The following is a 20232-nucleotide window of genomic DNA, read 5'->3' on the forward strand; positions in this document are numbered from 1 at the left end:
GAGTGAGCCATCCGTCTGCGGGTGGCTTACTCTTTTTTAGTACGGATAACATCAACAGCAAAATATGTTTAAGCACGGAATGGACAATTGTTTTCACAGGGTGATATGTATAGTGGTATTTGTTATAGTAACAGTACATACCAGCGGACAGGGATTTCTAAAAGCGAACAGGAAAAATATAGTCAATGAAAAAGGGCAACCTGTGCTATTACGTAGTATGGGTTTAGGCGGATGGTTGTTACAGGAAGGATATATGTTCCATTTGGGAAATATCGGAACGCAATACCGCATTCGCGAAAGCATTGCCGATGTGGTAGGAGAAGAAAGAACCAAACAGTTTTATGAAATGTGGTTAACGAATCATACCACAAAAGCAGATATCGATTCGCTGGCGGCATGGGGGTTCAACTCTATCAGGTTGCCCCTGCATTACAACCTGTTCACATTACCGGTTGAAAAAGAGCCGGTGACAGGGCAACAAACCTGGTTGGAAAAAGGATTTGCTATTACCGACAGTGTGCTTAACTGGTGCCGCAGCAATGAAATGTACCTGATACTCGATATGCATGCAACACCGGGCGGGCAGGGTAATGATCTTAACATCAGCGATCGCGATGCCGGTAAGCCATCATTGTGGGAAAGCGAAGCCAACCGGCAAAAGCTGATCGCTTTGTGGGCGCAACTGGCAAAGCGTTATGCAAACGAGCCCTGGATCGGCGGATACGATATAATTAATGAACCGAACTGGGGTTTCGAGGATAGCACGGATAAACGCGGCACAAAGGAAAAAAAGAATGTACCGTTAAGACAATTGCTGGTTGATGTTACCAACACGATCAGGGCGGTAGATACAAAACACCTTATTATTATCGAAGGCAATGGTTTTGGAAATAATTACAATGGCATATTTCCACTTTGGGATAATAACCTGGTGTTGAGTTTTCACAAGTATGGCAATTTTAATTACAAGGCCAATATCCAGAACTTTTTGAATTTCCGCGATGCCTATAATATTCCGGTATGGTTGGGTGAGTCGGGAGAAAATTCAAATACCTGGTTTACTGAATGTATCAGCCTGGTGGAAGAGAACGGTATTGGCTGGGCATGGTGGCCCGGTAAAAAAATGGGGATCAATAACCCGATGGAAATAAAAGTACCGGAAGGATATGATCAGTTGTTGAATTACTGGAAAGGAAAAGGCGCCAAACCCGACAGCGCCACGGCATGGAAAACATTGCAGCAGTTATTGAGCTATGTGAAGGTGCAGAATAACATAATCCATCGCGATGTGCTCGATGCGATGTTCCGTCAGGTACAGGTTAATACAACATTACCCTTTACAAAACATATAATAGGGAAGGGAACGACCCTGTTACCGGCGGTTGAGTTCGACCTGGGAAAACAAGGCCGGGCTTATTATGATAAAGATTCGGCAAGTTATCATTTTACCCCCAACGTGCATACACAGGGAAACAGGGGATATACATTTCGCAATGATGGGGTTGATATACAACGGAACGATGCAGGCATGTGTGTATTCAGTATAGAAGATGGCGAGTGGCTGCAGTATACTATTCAGGCAAAAGTGGCGGGAAAATACCAGATAGGATTTAAAACGGCTGCTGAAAATGAAGCAGGTGAGTTATCGTTACAGGTGAATGAAAAGTGGCTGGTGAATAACCTAACGTTACCGGTTACAGGAAACAGGCTAAATTATACGACAACCTGGGTAAAAAATATTGTATTGCCCGCAGGTGAAACGCGGTTGAAAATACTGGCATGCAAAGGCGGCTTCAATCTTCAAAGCATTGCGTTTGTAAAGGAATAAACAGGAAAACACTATGGAATATTATCTGCAATAGGAACGCTTTTTTCTCAAACCTTTAAAATGTAAAAAAATGCAAAGTAACCTTGTCGTACTCAAAGCAGGTCTTTTGACCTTAACGATTGGCTTGCTGGTAACTGCTTGTAAAAAATCAAACATCGGCAGCAATGATCAGCAACAGGAAACATCGAACGATGCAACTGTGCATACCGAAGCTATCAACAGCAATATTTCGGTGAACTGGAACAATTATGCCGATGGTACCTGGACGACGGCAGAGGCCGCTGCTGATTTTGGAAATATCAGCGGCTGGAACGAGTCGCGCACGTGGATCTCCGGCGGTACCAGCCGCATCAAATTACTGGCAAATGCATTGTCAGGCGCTGGCGGGGTAGTTGCCAACATCGACATTTCTGATGGCACAGCTTATGAACTGGATTATGATGTAAGGTTCCACAGCCAGTTTGATTTCAGCCGCGGCGGTAAAATTGGTTATGGATTCCTGGTAGGCGATGGCAATACCGGTGGCGATCCAGGTTGGGATGGCAATGGTGGCAGCTTACGTTTGATGTGGTACCAGACCGATGCAGGCCGCGTATTTTTTCAACCCTATGTATACTATAAAGACCAGCCCGGCCAGTATGGCAATTCCTTCGGCAAATCATATCCTTCGGGCGGAAGTTTGAACAAAGGGCAGTGGTATCATGTGCACATGTACATAAAGAGCAATACCGGCAGCAATACCGATGGCCGCGTTGAGATCGTGATCGATGGAACAACTGTATTGAACCAGGCCATTCGCTGGACAACCAATGATGCAAAACGATTGATCAGAAATCTCAGTTTTCATACTTTCAGAGGTGGTAGTCAATCATACTGGCAGTCATCAACCGACGGTTACATTTATTATGATAACCTGGTGGTGCATAAGATCAGTTAGGTTAAACGTCGTTTTTCATAAGCCATTGCACCTTTGAAAACACCACAAAAGAAAAAGGGGACCGGTTGCCGCCGGGTCCCCCTTTTGTTTTTTTATAGCCCTGGTATTACAGGACCATTTTTGTAATAACTTCGATCACTCCCTCAGAAGCGCCGGCGCCCCATTTCTTTACAGCAGTTTCACCTTTCCAAACATTGATCGATTTAATTTGATTGGGTGAAAGCTTATTTAAATCATCGGCGCTGGCCAGGTTGCCATCTATGTAATAAATTACATTCGGGGGCAGCGTCTTTTTAGTACTGTCTGTTCTCGCGCGAATGATCACTTTGTTACCCCCGATAGAAAATTCAGGTTTCGACGTATCCTTTTGTTTGATACTTAAAGCCGTTACTGTACCGGTAACCGCTGTTGGCGTGGTATCATTTTTAATAACCCGTTTTACAGGTTGTTTTACCCGGGCGACCGGGCCTGGTTGCCGGGGAGGTAGAACCGGTGAGGGGGCGGTTTTAATTTCCGGTACATCAGGCGGCGTATTGGCCGTAATTGTAGTTGATGTTTTGGCCGGCGTTGCTTTTGTTTCGCTTGTTGTAACAGACAGCGCTGCCAATACCATAAATGAAACCGGTAATACCAATACCCTGCGCAGGTAGCTGAACTTTGTTCGGTGTGTTGTGGATAACATAAGTAATCGACGTTTAATAGATGAATAATAGAATGAGTGTGTAGGGTTCAGGAAGTGATTCCCGTAATGGGCCTGTAAAAGCAGCCGCGCAAAATCTTCCACATCACTGTTGCCAACGGCTTCTTTATCGGCAATAAATTCATGAATGGCCTTCAGTTCTTTTTGAACAATCCAGTTGAAAGGATTCATCCAGAAGATGGCATTTACGACCTGGCAAAAAAGAATGTCCAGTGTATGCTTTTGATGAATGTGTGTAAGCTCGTGTTTAAAGATCTTCTTTCCGTATGTAGAGTCCATTGAAATAGACTCCTTCCAGAAAAGATTTTTCAAAAATGAGAAAGGTGCATTCTCCAGATCGGTATAAATGAAATCGATGCCATCCATTTTTAAAACGGCCGATTTCCGTTTCAGTTGATACACCCTGAAAATGTTAAGCGCGAACATTCCCGTAAGGGCGATGCTTATGCCAATGACAACGTAGTTGAGGATGCTAAGCCAGGGAAACGCAGTAGCATTGTTATCGATGACCTGTAATGACAGTGAACCGATCCGTTCCGGACTAACCGGTATCTCCTCCTTTTCAATAGTGAACCAGGTAAAACTGAACAGCGGAATGATAAGGCTGCAGGTGATACTCAACAACAGGTAGAACCTGTTGTAGGAATGAAAGCTTTTATTTCTCAGGGCAAGCCAGTAGTAACCGGTAAACACACCTGAAATGAAAATCGATTTCAGAATGTATGTAAGAATGGCATAGCTATTCATTACCTTTCTTTTTAAGTTGTTTCAATAAAAATTCCAGGTCTTCGATTGACATTTCTTTTTTATCAACCAGGAACGATACCACCCTGGTGTACGATCCCTGAAAATAACTTTCGGTCAGCGCCTTTATGCCGCTGGCTGAATATTCTTCCCTGGTGACTAACGGATAATAGAAGTTGTTGCGGTTCGGGTTTTTGATGCCCACGAATTTTTTCTCAACAAGTATTTTCAGCAGCGTGCCCACTGTATTGTAGTGTGGTTTGGTATCGGCCAGGTGTTCGAGAATATCTTTCATAAAACCACCTTCGCCCAAACTCCAGAGTGTTTGCATGATCTGCTCTTCGGCAGCTGTAAGTTTTTTCATGATTTGTGTTTTGACTAATTTCTTAGGCAATATTATGCCTAAATCTTTAGGCAGACAAATCTTTTATGGAAAAATTCGCAGCGTATTGAAAAGCAATAAATTAATTAAGGGTTTGCGGTGGGGTGGTCAGCAAAACCGGCAGTAGCAGCCCATTTTCAGGAAAAATTCAGGCGTAAAAAGTGGTCAGATCAAACCCTGCTCCATCCCTTTTTTTATCAGGCCTGCCGTGTTCTTTACGCCCAGTTTTTGCAGCATGCGGTTACGATGGTTCTCTACCGTAGCGGGACTGATAAACAGCTTTTCGGCAATTTCATTATTGGTATTTTCCTGGGCAATCAGTTGCAGTATTTCTATTTCGCGGCGGGTCATTTGCTGCGTTTGGTTGTTCGGTTTTATATGGTGCGACAGATCGGTTTTTATTTTGTCATGGATCACCATTTCTCCGTTGTAAACGCGCTGGATAGCCGAAGTAAGGGTGTCGGCGTCAACATCTTTCAGCAGGTAACCCATACAACCCTGTTTCATCATTTTTTTTACCTGGTACAGGATCTCGATATTGGTGAGGGCAATGATCTTTATATCGGGGTATTTTTTATGTACAATACCTGCCATTTCGATGCCGTCTTTGCCCGGCATCTGGATATCCATCAGCAATACATCGGGTTGTTGTTGTTCCAAACCCGCCAGCAGCAGTTCGCCATTGAGATATGTTCCAATGACTTCCATTTCGGAAGAAGCGCTGAAAATTTTCAGCAGTCCGTTCAGCACCAGCGTATGGTCATCTGCAATTGCAATTCGGATCATGTTGTAACAGTTTCTTTTTGTATGGGGATTTCGAGGTAAATACCGGTTCCATGCTGCTGCAGCTTTTGAATGGTCATTTTGCCATTGATAGTGCGCAGGCGGTCTTCGATACTTTTAAGCCCCATGCCCCTTGTTCTGGTTATGGCATCTTCAGGAATGCCAATACCGTTGTCTTCTATGGTAAGATCGAACAGTACTTCGTTAAAACTCATTTGCACAAGCGCTTCCGTTGCCTGTGCATGTTTTAAAATGTTATGAATAAGTTCCTGTACAATGCGATAGGTTGTCAGTTCAAACGCAGGACTGAATTTTTGAATGGTTCCCACTGTCTGAAAATAGATGCGCGTCGATTTATTGCTCGCAACGGTATGGCAGAAATAAGCAACGGCTTCTACCAGGCCTTCCTGCAACAGGATCTCAGGCATCATGTTATGCGCCGTTTTACGTAATTCGGCCGAGGCTTCTCCCAGCAGTAACAAGCCGTGCATATAATCAGGTTTATTATGCAGGTGGTAGGTGATCTTTACCGTTTCAAAATCACGTTTGGCGGCAGCCAGCAAACCGCCAATACCGTCATGCAACTCCCGCGCAATGCGAATGCGTTCTTTTTCGGCCCCTTCAATAGTTGCATTGAGGTTGGCAATTTCCATTTTCTGCTGAAAGCTATTGATCTCTTTCTGTTGCAAATGCTGTTTATGTTGAATGTTCCGCCGCCAGAGGGCGAAAACGATCACTAAAAATACGGCTATCGTTGAAATACCGGCAATCCAGAAATTCTTTTTGCGCACCCGGCTTTCGGTTTCGGTAATGATCAGTTTCTGTTCTGTGAGTTCTTTGTCTTTTTCAGCCATCCGGTATTTTATCTGCAGCCAGTTCATCATATCCAGCTTGTCTTTTTTCATCAGGCTGTCGTGTAACCGGATATATATATTCTTATATTGAACCGCCTTGTTCATGTTGCCGAGCGCTTCATAAGAAGCGCCAGCTATCTTGTACGCTTCTATCACTTCTTTGGTGAGAAAATTGTTGCTGTTGACATCATTGGTGACAGTAAGAAAGGCCTGGATACTGTTCACATAGTTTTTTTGCAGGAAATAGGCTTTTGATAAATACAACTGCGCCAGCAACCGGTAACGGGGAAAACCTGTCAGTTTCTCTTTCAGGGCAAAGGTCTTGTTTATGTACTCAATCGCTTCTTCAGTGCGGTTTTCTGCCAGGTATGTTTCGCTTACGTTTAAATACATGGCCGATTCCCAGGTTACATTTGATGTGCCTACACGATTTCGTTGCTTTAAAAATTCGAGATAATAGTACCGGGCCGAATCGTATTGCTTTGTACAGAAATAATAAGCGCCCTGCAGCATATAACTTGTATACTTCTGCACGGAACTGTCTTTTAACTGCGCTTCCGCCTTTTTTGATTTTTCAATAAAAAACCGCGTAGGTTCAATATAACCATTGTTGATGTCCCAGTTACAGTTAAGCCAGAAAAGGGCCAGCTGGCTGTAGACCGCCACGGCATATTCTCCATCGGTAATGATGCCTCTTTCAATAACATCGTTCAACAGGTAATAATAATAGGCCGAAGAATCTATGACGCCTTTTGACTCAAAGGCTTTTGCAAGGATATTATACGCCTTGTATATGATGTTCAGTTGCTGCGGAATGGCTTTATTCCTGTTTGCATATTCCCGCAAAGCCTGATGAGCGTATTGGATCGACTGATCTATATCGTGGCTGTAGTGCCAGGCAGCCAGTTCGGTAAGGGAGCGTACTATACGGTCGTTGAAATTACAATGATAGCTTTGCTGAACCGCCCTGTTCAAATAGTAGAACGCACTGTCGTTTTGGGGTTCTAATAATTGTTTCGATCTTTTGATGAAAAGATCTACTTCAGCGGTATCACAGTTTTCGGAGAGAATAACAGGCAACAACCCTTGTGCAAATGTTGCACAGGTAAAAGATAATAATATTAGTATACATAGCCCAAACTTCACCATAGGGTTGCGCATTTTCGTCATGTGATAATAAATGTATATATGACGTGTGTGAAGCTGAATATTTCGTCCCGCATATTAAAAATAATGGTAAACATTCATATTTGAAATTGAATGTTTTCATTCATATCTGCCTGCTTATCATAAGTTAATTTCACAACACGTATTTCTTTTACTGCTTGCCCTTTTCGGCAATTGTTTCCATAGAACATTGATTTTTCCAAAACTAACTGAGCGTATGCAAAAATTCTGTAGTAAAGGATTTTTAATATTGTTATTATTCGTTATATCATTTATTCCCAATAGGTCAATTGCTCAAATTGATGTGGCAATTGGTTCCGGAACAACTACAAATACCGACTGGACCTGGCCCTGCCCCCTTCCTGATATGGTAGATGCGAGCCGGATGCAGTTCCTGTTTCTCGCCTCGGAATTATCTGCAGCAGGTATGTCGGCCGGTACCATCAATGCTATCCGGTTTACCGTAACCGACCTCGGCATGTACGTCGATCCTTCCAACCCCAACAATTCGGCTGCCGACAAATTAACCCTAAAGATCGGAACTACCGCTACCGCAAGCCTTAGTACCAATGGCTGGGAACCCAATACCAATACCGTATTTACTGCCAATAGCCACCTGCCAACGCTGGGTGCTAATTCTTTTGCATTCAATTCACCTTTTTACTGGAATGGCGTTGACAATATTGTTATTGAGATCTGTACCGATGCAAGCAATGGAAGCACCCGCAGCGCCAATCCCTATATAACTTATACAACCGGTTTACCCTTTAACGCTTCCCGCAGCATTGGCGAAAATTTCCTCGGTGGCCTTTGCGATAAAAACAATAATGCTGTCAGGGGCGATCAAACTACCCGGCCCAATATCATCTTCAACTGGACGGTGGCCCAACCCTGTACCAATGGATCACTGACCGCCGGCACCGCAGTTTCGAACAAAGTTTCGGTTTGTATGAATGAAACCTTCAGGCTTGGTTTGAACGGCTCATCCATGGCAACCGGTTTAACCTATCAATGGCAGTCTTCTGCTAATGGTTTAGCGTGGACTGACATCGCCAATGCAACAGAGGCTTCTTTATCATTAACTCAAACAGCTACAAGCTGGTATCGTTGTATTGTAACCTGTTCTTCCGGTGGAACCGCAACTTCAGCCAGTATACAGGTGCTTACTCCTTTACCATTATCAGGGACATTTACTATTGACAAATCGTTGCCTGCAGGTAGTGGTAATTTTAAAACCTTCAACGACGCCTATAATCATATTAAATGCGGTATCAACGGCCCTGTAGTTTTCAATGTGGCCCCCAATAGTGGTATCTACAATGAACAGTTGATCATCGAGCCCATACCAGGGGCATCGGCAGTCAATACCATAACTTTCAACGGCGCGCCAGGCGCGGCTATAGAATATAATGCAGATAACCAGGACCAGCGCGCGATCATTAAACTGAATGGCGCCGATTATTTCAGGTTCAATAACCTTACGGTGAATGCTACCGCTACCGGGTATAGTGGCTATGGGTATTGTTTTCAATTATTGAACGATGCCGATTTCAATATTATCAATAACTGTACGATCAACACCGACGTAAGTTCCAACTCGGCCAATTATGCCGGCATAGTAGTGAATGGATCTGACCGTTCGGCAACACAGGAAATGATTTCGCAGTGCGATAACAACATTTTCCAAAACAACACGATCACCGGCGGTTATTATGGCATTACCCTGGTAAGCGCCAGCAGTGCACCCAATGGCAGCAACATTATCAGCAAAAACAAATTGTATGATTTTGCACTGGGTGGAATTTATGTTGCCTGTTCATTTAATACGCAAATTGACAGCAACCTGATCTCAAGGCCGGTTCGTTCTGAAGATTATGCAACCGTTTATGGTATCTATGCTATTAATATCAATACCAGGCTGGCCATTTCGAAAAATACGATCACGCATATTTTCAACGGCGCCAGCGACTGGGCATCGTTTTATGGGATCTATTTTACTTCGGCGGCTTCAGTAGGCGGTTTGGAAAACGTGGTAAGCAATAACCTTATCTATAACATCAACGGCGGCGCCACTGTATATGGCATATACAATTCACTTTCGCACAATGCGCTTTACCATCATAATACCGTTTCGCTCGACGGTATAATGAACAATGCCATCAACGATAATTTTGTTACTGGTTTTTACCTTGAAGGGGCAACCGGCGTACAACTCTACAACAACAATATCTCTGTTACGCGTGACGGACCGGCCACCAACACTGCCATTTGGTTCGCAACCTTCAGCAGTGATATTCAATCGAACAATAACAACCTGTATGTATCGCCGGGTGTAGGCGTCAGAAGAACAGGGTATGTGCATGGCAATAACCGTTTATTGTTGAATAACTGGGTAGCGGCTACGGGGCTCGACAATAATTCTATTGCAGCCGATCCGGTGTTTGTAAACCTGGCAACAGGCGATCTGCACCCCGGTAATCCTGCGTTGAACAATATGGGTGCTACAACAACGGGAATAACAACCGATATTACCGGAGTAACACGAAACAGTCCACCCGATGCCGGTGCATTCGAGATCAATCCGCCGGCATGTACAACACCGCCGACGGCCGGCACAGCGGCCTTCAACAAAAGCGCGGTATGTGTAGGCGAATCGGTTACATTCGATCTTACCGGTAATACCATTGGGGCGGTACAAACCTATCAACTGCAATCGGCTGCTGCGGCGGCTGGTCCGTTTACCGCAGAAGGAAGCCTTTCTACCAACCCGGTATTCTTTATTACAGCCACTACCACAAAATTTTATCGCATCAGCGTAACCTGTAGTGGCAATACAGCAATTACACCGCCTGTTGAGTTGACCGTATTCCAGGCTTTCCCGTCCGGAACATACACTATCAATAAAAATGCGCCGGCCAGCGCTACCAATTTTGTGAGCTTCAATGCCGCATATGGCGCACTGGGTTGCGGCATCAGCGGACCTGTAGTTTTTGATGTAGTAGCCGGCAGCGGTCCGTACAACGAGCAATTGATCATCGACACCATAAAAGGAACATCCATTACCAATACGGTTACTTTCAATGGTAATGGCAATACGTTGCAATTCAGCTCCAATTCCAACGATGAGCGGGCTGTGATCAAATTGCGGTCTGCCGATCATTTTATATTCGATAACCTGGTGATCGATGCTACCGGCGCAGGAGCCTATGGTTATGGCGTGCAGCTGTTGAAAAATGCCGATAGCAATATTATTAAGAACTGTACCATCAATGCGAATACCGGTATTGGCGATTATGCCGGTATAGTGGTAAGTGCAATGGATACCGACCCAACTGCTACAGGTAATACCTGGTGCGATGGCAACCTCTTTACAAATAATACCATCAGCGGAGGTAATTACGGTATTACACTGGCAGGCGATCCGGTTTATTTTTCATGGATGTCGAACTTCATTTATGATAATAAGATCGTCAACAATACCATTACCGATTTTTATGAAATGGGCATTTATGTGAATGGTACAAGCGGTACTGTTATTGAAGGCAATATTTTATCAAGGCCGCAACGTGCCAGCGTAGGCGATTTTCAGGGTGTTTTCGTACAGGAAACAAACGCCGAAATTCTCATAAACCGCAATAAGTTCAGTAATCCTTTTGGCGGCGCGCCCAATTCTACGCAGGCTTTTTATGCTATTTATTCCAATATGGCCGGACATGAAACAAAGGGTATTATTTCAAACAATATTATTTATAATGTAAACGGCCTCGGCGCCATGTATGGGTTCTATTGCACCAGTACCCGTAATATGGCATTCTACCATAACACCGTTTCGTTCGACAACCAAACCGTGCCCGGTAACAATACCGCCGGTGCCAGTGGATTTTATACAACCAACACCGTTGAAAACCTCGAGTTCAAAAATAATATCGTCACTATCACCAAAACGGGGTCGGGACAAAAGTTCGGGTTCAACATCGCATCCGGCGATGTTATTCCGTTGAGCATGGATAAAAATGATTACTACATCAAAGGGCCCAATGGCAATAATTATATAGGTTACCGTAACAGCCCGAGAGCCACTCTGAGCGAATGGCAATCGGTAACCGCAAGGGATCTGCATTCGTACAGCATCGATCCGGTATATGCAAACCTGGCATCGGGTAACCTGGCGCCCACCATTGCACCGTTGAACGATAATGGCGATGCATTGGGCATATTAACTGACATCAATAATGCCACAAGAAGTACAGCCACACCTGATATCGGTGCATATGAATTTATTCCTGCACCTTGTATAAGCGGCGTTATCGCCGGAAATACGGTGGTTACGCCCAACAGCGGTATTTGTATGGGCACGCAGTTAACCCTTACTTTAACAGGTAATACCACCAGTGGCTATCAAACCTATCGCTGGCAAAAAGCAGCCAGCGCTGCCGGCCCCTGGGTGTACATCAGCGATTCCTTGTATGTTTCGGAATTCAAAACCGAGGCAACGGGAAATGCTTACTACCGTTGTGTTGTAAGCTGTACCGGAATCAACGATACATCTGCGATTGCGCAGGTACAATTAAATGCACCTTTACCGGGCGGCATCTATACGATCAACAATGGCGGCGCCGGTGATTATGCCAGCTTTACAGCAGCAGTGAACGCCATGCAATGCGGTATTGCAGGTGAAGTGATCTTTGACGTGGCGCCTGGTACTTATAATGAGCAGGTATACCTGCGCCGCATACCCGGCGCTTCAGCGGGCAGCCGGGTTACTTTCCGCTCGGCAACCGGCAATGCGGCCGATGTAATTTTAACGGCAGCCGGCACTTCAGCCAATAACTATGTATTAAAAATAGACAGCGCCGGTTACCTCACCTTTAAAGGATTGACAATAAGCGCTACTTCCAATACGTATGGCCGCGTGGTAGAGTTTGCCGGCACGGCTTCATTCGATAGTTTGATCAATAACATTATAACTACCCCAGCCACAACTTCTACTTCCAATACCCGCACCGCTATATACGCTTCCCCCGTGAAAGCGGAAAGCATTGTAATAAGCGGCAATGCTATCAGGAACGGCGCCAGCGGTATTTATATAGCAGGCACTTCTATCAATCGCAGTAAAAACCTGGTGATAGAAAATAATGCGATCAATGGATTTTACCAGTACGGGATCTATACAACCTTATGTAACAATACCCGTATTACAGGCAATGAATTAACAGTTGCCGCGCCACTGGCCACTACTTCGTATGCTATCAACAGCGGAAATAACGATAGCTCTTACAACGTATCGGCCAACCGCATTACGATCAACAATACTTCTGCCACAGTGTATGGCATAAGCGTTTCTGCCAGCATCAGCCAGCTTGCTAATGCCGGCAGGGTAGATGGCAACCGTGTAGTTGGCATTACCGGAAATACCGGTACGCTGTATGGGATGAATGTGGTTACTTCTCAAACCGCCCGTATTGTCAACAATGCCATAAGCATAAGAACAAACGGCAATGCATCATATGGATTATTTACCAATAACAATATCGACGCGCAGGTATATAATAATACAGTGGTTGACGCTTCGGCCAACGGTAACAATAACTATGCTGCCTACATTTCCGATAACAATTACAATGATGCGAATTACATAGATGTGCGCAACAACATCTTCTCGCATGAAGGCGGCGGCAAGGCCATGTATGTAAACAACATCGAGCACATGTACAGCGATTACAATATGCTGTATACTACCGGCGCTACACTGGTACTGTATGATTCCTGGGTGGGCGCTTCCTATGCCACGCTGGCCGACTGGCAGGCGGGCGGCGATCTTGACAAATATTCCATTGTTTATAAGCCGGCCCTTATCAGTACGGCTGATCCGCGCCCCGATGTAAATGCGCCTGAAGTGTGGGCCATGCATGGACGTGGTATTCAGTTGAACGGAAACGATCATGATTTCAATAATGCCCCAAGACCGGTGTCATTGAAAGCCGGTGTGCCTGATCTTGGTGCATACGAATTTATGCCCGTGGCTGCACCGCCGGTTTGTGTGGCCAGTCCCGCAGCGCCGGTGGCCAACGCGCAACAGGTATTTACGCTTGGCACCGATGTGGTAGCTACTATCAATTGGGGCGCTGCCGTTCCTGCCGGTGTAACAATGAAAAGGTTCAGCGGGGTTATGCCAACAGGTTTAACAGCCGGCACCGATCATATGTATTTCTATACCGATGTGGCGATAACAGGCGGCGGCACTTATAGTTACGATATCGAACAAAACTACCTCGATCCATGGCGCGGGTTTATCAACAATGAAAACCGCATCCGTCTTGGAAGAACTGATGTTGCCGGAACCTGGGTTGTAGATGCTGCCAGCACTGTAAATACTGTCTCAAATAACATTTCGCAAACCGGTCTCACTTACCTGAACCGCTTAACCGGTTTAACCAACGGAACCATTCCTTATCCGCCATCAGACAGTGCCCGTACCGACAGCTCGAACATGGGTACGCGCTTTTGGGTAGGCTATGGCCATAACAATAATGTAACTACGTTCATTGCCAAAATAGGCGGCTCGGCCAGGGATGCCAATGTTACGGTGAAAGTGCATGGTACTGCCTGGGTGCGCAATTATCATATTCCTGCCAATACATTTATCAATACCGATCCTATTCCGCGTACCGGTGCATCGGGTGCCGTATTGCTTACAGAAGGAATTTCCGACAGGGGCATCAGTATTGAAAGCGATGAGCCGGTATCGGCCTTTGTTGAGGCAAGTGGAGCACTGGCGGTAACCGGTTCTACCCTGCTGGTACCCGTGGGTTCGTATGGCTACGAATATTACGCGCTTGCCTGGGAGCAGAAGAATTATGATCTGAATGTTTATTCCTGGTTCTATGTGATCGCCGATCACGATAGCACTATGGTTGAAATAACACCATCGAACCCTACATTGGGCGGCCGTGTGCCAAACGTTCCGTTCGTTGTTACCCTCAATAAAGGCGAAGTGTACCAGGTGCTGGGCGCCAAAAAATCTGAGAACGACGGTTTTGACCTGTCGGGCAGTAAAGTGCGCAGCCTTAGCAACCTGGCCGGAAAATGTTACCCGGTTGCCGTGTTCTCGGGCAACAGCCGCGCATTTATCGATTGCGCTGAAAGTTTCGTTCCCTTTGGAAATTACCTGATACAACAGGGTTCGCCAGCCGAAACATGGGGAACGCAATACCTAACGGCGCCCACTGCAAAATATAACGATCCAACAGCTGCACAAACCAATTTCTATCGCATACTGGTAAAAGACCCGGCTACTGTTGTAAGGGTGAACGGCCAGGTCTTATCGAACCCGGTTAATAATTATTACCAGTACCAGAGCAATACTGCCGATTTTATTGAAGCTACCCGGCCGGTACTGGTTGCCGAGTTCATCCCGGGCTCAAGCAATATCTGTGACTTTGGCAATACGGCCCCAGAAATGTTCTATATCCCGGCCATCGATCAGGGCGTGCGGAAAGCAGATTTTTACCGCAGCAATATTTCGGCATTTGGCGATAACTATCTTACTGTCGTTATTCCAACCAATGGCGTGGCTTCGCTTAGCATCGACGGATCAAATAAATTCGATTCAACTTATACACATCCCGGCAAAGCCGGTTATACCGTAGTGCTGAAACGCTGGCAACCTGCCGATGCGGCCAGCACAGTGCAGAGTGATTCAGCGTTTATTGCGCTTAACTATGGTTTGGGCGGTATAGACAGCTACGGGGTGCTGGCAGGAAAAGCCATTCCCGCATCACCTACATTGCCCGGTATCACCAATATCTATGACAGCAGCGGTAACTATAGTGCATTCACCTGTGTTGGTACACCTTTCCGTTACAGTGTATTGCTGCCGGTTATGCCAACCAGCATTACCTGGAAGTTCAGCCAGGCGGCAAACATGGTACCCAATGCCGACAGCGTACAAATGAATCCCGTTCCGGTGCAAACCCAACTGGTGAACGGCCGTACCTATTATCGTTTTGCATTGGATCAGGATTATGTATTCCCCGCTACAGGCATTTACAGTGTTCCGGTTGAATATGTGCATCCTGTTATCGCTTCCTGTACCAATACCGCGCAGGCAGTGCTTACCATTACGGTAGCAGGAACGCCCGTGGTTGATATCGATGCCATAACAACCGGCTGTGTAGGTGACAGTGTACAATTCAGCGCTATCGTCACCGGTAGCTTTGGCGACGTGGTACATCAGCTCACCTGGGATTTTGGTGATAACACCACCGCGGTTGGCTTAACACCTTCAAAATTATACGCAGGGGCAGCCACCTATACGGTAAAAGCAGATGCCATTACCAAAGTAGGCTGTATAGCCTCCACTTCGGAACCTGTTACATTAAAAGGCCCATCGGTTATTGAATTTGTAAGCGATACCGTAAAAGGTTGTGCCGGAAGCAATGTGGTGCTCTCAATTAGAAACCCGCAAAGCGGCGTAGCATACAACTGGTATAATACGGAAACCGGTGGTACGGCGGCACACACAGGTACATCGGTTACGATCTCAGCGATCAGCGCAACGAAAACATATTATGTCGATGCCACAGCCGACGGATGTACAACCCGTCCGCGCAAAGCGGTAACCGCCTTGTACGTCACAGGAGTAAACGCTCCGGTGGTAAGAGTAGACTCTACAGGCGCGCAAATGATCAAATTCTCATGGAGTGCAGTGCCTGGCGTAACTGCCTACCAGGTGTCGGTTAATGGAGGCATTACCTGGGCCACTCCATCATCGGGCCCCGGCGGTTTACAACACACCGTAACCGGTTTACAACCCGGACAAAATATAACCTTACGGGTTAAAGCGGTTGATCCGGATGGTTGTACCGATGGCATTGGTGAAGCCAGCGCCACGGCCGTAATGGATGACGTGTTTATGCCAAATGCCTTTACTCCCAATGGCGATAACCTGAACGATGTGTTCAAATTGGAAGGGCTGGTGGTGAAAAGCATGCAGCTCAGGGTATTCAACCAGTGGGGTGAAATGATCTTTGAAACAGCCGATCAGTCGAAAGGATGGGATGGCACTTACAAAGGAAAATTACAGCCGTCGGGTGTATACATGTATGTGTGCAGCATGGTGCTTGCCGATGGAAGCAAACTGGTGAAGAAGGGATCGGTGAACCTTGTACGATAGAACGAAGTACGGGACCGCTGCCTGATGGTAAATAAAACTGATTATGAAGTTGAGGTTTATAATATTGATGGTATTGGTGTTACCGGCGCTTGCTGGTAATGCGCAGAAGTTCTCGAACCGTGGAAGAGATTTCTGGGTTGGATATGGATTGCATTATCTGATGGAGCTCGGACAGGATAACAGCCAGGAAATGGTTCTGTATTTCAGTGCCGAGGATGCCGCCAATGTAAAGGTCACCATCAAAGGGAATCTCAATACTACGGTACAAAACTATTCAGTACCGGCTAACAGCGTCATTATTTCGCAACCGATGCCTAAGTCGGGCGCTAATGACAGCCGTTTATACGATCTGCCGCCTGCGTATGGCGGCGGCGGAACATCGCGTGTATTTCCCCGTTCTATTCATATAGAAAGCGATGTGCCCGTTGTTGCCTATGCGCATATCAGCGGGGCCGGTTCATCAGGCGCTACCATGCTGATGCCGGTTGAATCGTGGGGGTATTCATATATCTCAGTAAACAGCCAGCAGGCCATACGCGCGGCAGGTACCGGCGATGGCGCTTTCTCGTGGTTGTATATAGTGGCCGACCATGATAATACCATGGTTGAAATAACCCCATCGGTGCCGTTGCGCAATGGCGCTATGCCCGGTGTGCCATTCACGGCCACATTGAACAAAGGTGAAATATACCAGGTAGTGGGTGCGGCCATCAGCGCTACCAATGGGCAGGACCTTACCGGAACAAAAGTGCGATCTATAGCTAATGCCACAGGGGGCTGTTACCCGGTGGGCGTATTTGCAGGCAGCAGCCTCACCCTTATAAGTTGCAATAACACCAACACCGGCTTTGGCGATAATCTTATTCAGCAGATCTTTCCCACGCAGGCCTGGGGTAAAACATATCTTACGGCGCCCTTTTCTGCAAGCGGCGATGCAACCGTGGCAAACCCGTCAATTTTCAGGGTCACCGTTAAAGACCCCGGTACGGTGGTAAGAAAAAACGGCGCTACGTTGGGCGGACTGATCAACGGAACCTATTACGAGTACATCAGTACAACCGCCGATTATATAGAAGCAAACAAACCCATTCTCGTAACGCAATACATACCATCGATGACCGATGGTACAAACAATACCTGTAATTACCAGGGACTGGGCGATCCTGAAATGGTTTACCTGAGTCCCATCGAGCAATCGATCAATAACGTAGGGTTTTACCGCAATACGGCTACCAATATCCTGGTGAATTATCTTACGCTTATTATTCCCACACCCGGACTGAATTCGCTGACTATCGACGGGGGTACCGCGTTTTCAAATGTGTATCCTCACCCCAATAAACCGGGGTATTCGGTTGTTGTAAAACGGTGGAATGCTTCCCAGGCGCAATGCCTGGTGCGAAGCGATTCGGCATTTACGGCTGTTACTTACGGCCTGGGCCAGTGGGATAGTTATGCCTACAATGCCGGTACCTATATCAATAACCTCAACGGAACGCTTAATTTACATAACCATGAAGGCGCGGCGGGCGCTGTGCATGAACATACCTGTATCAACTCCCCGGTTGAGCTATCGGTACTTATTTCGTATCAACCCACCAAACTGGTTTGGCATTTAAGCGAACTGGTTTACATGACACCCAATGCCGATGTAACCCAGAACAACCCCGTATCATCCGGTACCGTACAGCACAATGGAATAACTTATTATAAGTATACGCTTCCGGCAAGTTACAGGTTCAGCGAGGCCGGAACGTTTCGCTTTACGATAAACAGTACCCATCCATCGCTGGAGAATTGTAATAATACAGAAGCGCTGTTGCTCGATGTGGTGGTAAAGGATATGGGCAAAGCGCCTGCATTTACCGATACGCATAGCGGTTGTATACCCGATGAAGTTACTTTTAAATGGGATCCCGCTTATGCCGGCGATTTTAAGATCAATCGCTGGCAATGGACCTTCCCCGACGGTTCAACCGGTAATAAGGATACCGCCATAAGAGTATTTACAACAGCAGGACTGCACGATGTGCAGTTGCGGGTGATCAGCGAAGAAGGATGCGTGGCCGATACGTTAATCAAGATAAATGTTGAATCCCCGGCCGTGATGGCAATCACGGCAACACCGCTCACCGTATGCGAAAACGGAACTATTGATTTTTCTGCTGCGGCTACCGGTACAGGCGCGGGTGGTATCAACGGCTGGTATTGGGATTTTGGCAATGGCCAAACTTCAACCGTAAAAGATCCGCAGGATATTGCCTTTACCAGGTACGGTACTTATACAGTTAAAATGGTTGGTAAAGCAGGCACCGGATGTATCACCGATACCGCTAAACAGGTGGTAACGGTATTACAGGCGCCGCAGGCGGCCTTTACTGTTACGCAGGGCGTATGTTTAGGTAACGATGTTTCCCTCGCCGACCGATCGCAGGCATTTGGTGCAACGCTTACACGCTGGGACTGGAATTTTGGAGATAATACATCCGCCACACATAATAACAATAACCCATTTACAAAGAATTATTCAGTAACAAGTGTATATACAATTGGTTTGATAGTGACCGACAGCCGCGGATGCGCCAGCGATAAAGTGACGATGAATACGACCGTGCATCCGTTGCCGCAGGTAGCGTTTACACCGCCCGGTGTTGTATGTATGCCAAATGGCAGCGCCGCATTCAATAACCTTTCAACAATAAGCGATAATACCGCTTTACAATATGAATGGGATTTTGGTGATAACAGTGCAATTGTAACTACACAGCATCCAACGCACGTGTATGCAGCAGTAAGCACCTACACTGTATCGTTAAAAGCAACCTCTGCTTTTGGGTGCAGCAACAGCACCACCGCTGTGGTTTCGAATTTTGCCCTGCAGCCGGTAGCAGCGTTCAGCTTTGCGCCTGCGATCATATGCCAGGGCAGTGATGCGGTATTTACCGATGAAAGCACCTCGCCCCAGGGAACGGTGAACGGCTGGGAGTGGAATTTTGGGGATGGCACCACTTCAACAAGACGGAATGACGATAAAAGATATGCGAACGCAAACACCTATTCTGTTGAGCTCTCGGTTACCAATACTGCCGGGTGCCGGTCTGATACAATTTCAAAACCGGTAATGGTGCATGTGCAGCCGGTTGTTGATGCGGGTCCTTCATTCGTTGTTGCAGAAGGCTCCGTGGTAACATTCAATCCGAAAGTGAACGACAATAACCTGGTATTTAAATGGGCGCCCGGCGGTGAATTGAGCAATCCAAATATCCTGAACCCATCATACCGGGCTACCCACGACCAGTCGTTTAAACTTACCGCCACCGATGGAACCAGCAATTGCACCGCATCGGATACGCTTTCGGTAAAGATCTTAAGACCGGTAAGAGTGCCGAATGCATTTTCACCCAATGGCGACGGTATCAACGATAGCTGGGTGATCACCAACTTAACCGATTACCAGGGCAATGTAGTGGAAGTATTCAACCGGTACGGTCAAAAGGTTTTCTATTCAAATGGCTATGCAACGCCGTGGGATGGAAGGACACATGGAAATCCATTACCGGTAGGCGTATACTATTATATCATAGATCTGAAAAACGGCTTTGGAAAGATCACAGGATCTGTAACGATCCTGAAGTAACAATTATCAAACACAACCAAAACTA

At 46.3% G+C, this 20232-nt stretch carries 8 protein-coding genes; 4 read left to right on the forward strand and 4 right to left on the reverse strand.

Annotated features, from left to right (window positions below):
* Positions 1–64: 64 nt before the first annotated feature.
* On the forward strand, positions 65–1828 hold the full coding sequence (locus tag A4R26_RS30340; RefSeq protein ID WP_242675060.1) for a cellulase family glycosylhydrolase: 1764 nt from the start codon (positions 65–67) through the stop codon (positions 1826–1828).
* A 70-nt stretch (positions 1829–1898) separates the two neighbouring features.
* The gene (locus tag A4R26_RS30345; RefSeq protein ID WP_081170284.1) at positions 1899–2765 is read left to right on the forward strand and encodes a polysaccharide lyase; all 867 of its coding nucleotides are present in this window, start codon (positions 1899–1901) and stop codon (positions 2763–2765) included.
* A 106-nt stretch (positions 2766–2871) separates the two neighbouring features.
* Here the strand turns inward: A4R26_RS30345 and A4R26_RS30350 are convergent, their stop codons facing one another.
* From A4R26_RS30350 to A4R26_RS30365, 4 genes are all read right to left on the reverse strand, one after another.
* On the reverse strand, positions 2872–4212 hold the full coding sequence (locus tag A4R26_RS30350; RefSeq protein ID WP_081170285.1) for a M56 family metallopeptidase: 1341 nt from the start codon (positions 4210–4212) through the stop codon (positions 2872–2874).
* Entirely contained in the window at positions 4205–4573 is a 369-nt protein-coding gene (locus A4R26_RS30355; protein ID WP_081170286.1) for a BlaI/MecI/CopY family transcriptional regulator, read from the reverse strand. The genes A4R26_RS30350 and A4R26_RS30355 overlap by 8 nt, the downstream gene beginning before the upstream one ends.
* 183 nt (positions 4574–4756) lie before the next feature.
* The gene (locus A4R26_RS30360) at positions 4757–5377 is read right to left on the reverse strand and encodes a response regulator transcription factor (RefSeq protein ID WP_081170287.1); all 621 of its coding nucleotides are present in this window, start codon (positions 5375–5377) and stop codon (positions 4757–4759) included.
* Positions 5374–7398 (reverse strand): ATP-binding protein, encoded by a 2025-nt coding sequence (locus tag A4R26_RS30365; protein ID WP_081170288.1) that lies wholly within the window; start codon positions 7396–7398, stop codon positions 5374–5376. Before A4R26_RS30365 ends, A4R26_RS30360 begins: the two co-directional genes overlap by 4 nt.
* Before the next feature lie 214 nt (positions 7399–7612).
* Here A4R26_RS30365 and A4R26_RS30370 point away from each other — a divergent pair, with 214 nt between their 5' ends.
* Together A4R26_RS30370 and A4R26_RS30375 are read left to right on the forward strand one after the other, a co-directional pair.
* Positions 7613–16570 carry an Ig-like domain-containing protein gene (locus A4R26_RS30370; protein WP_081170289.1) on the forward strand — a complete coding sequence of 2986 codons (8958 nt, stop codon included), beginning with the start codon at positions 7613–7615 and terminating at the stop codon, positions 16568–16570.
* Between the two features lie 43 nt (positions 16571–16613).
* Complete coding sequence (locus A4R26_RS30375) at positions 16614–20207, forward strand: PKD domain-containing protein (RefSeq protein WP_242675061.1); 3594 nt, start codon at positions 16614–16616, stop codon at positions 20205–20207.
* Positions 20208–20232: the final 25 nt, after the last annotated feature.

This window comes from Niastella populi (assembly GCF_002078015.1).
Classification (GTDB): domain Bacteria; phylum Bacteroidota; class Bacteroidia; order Chitinophagales; family Chitinophagaceae; genus Niastella; species Niastella populi.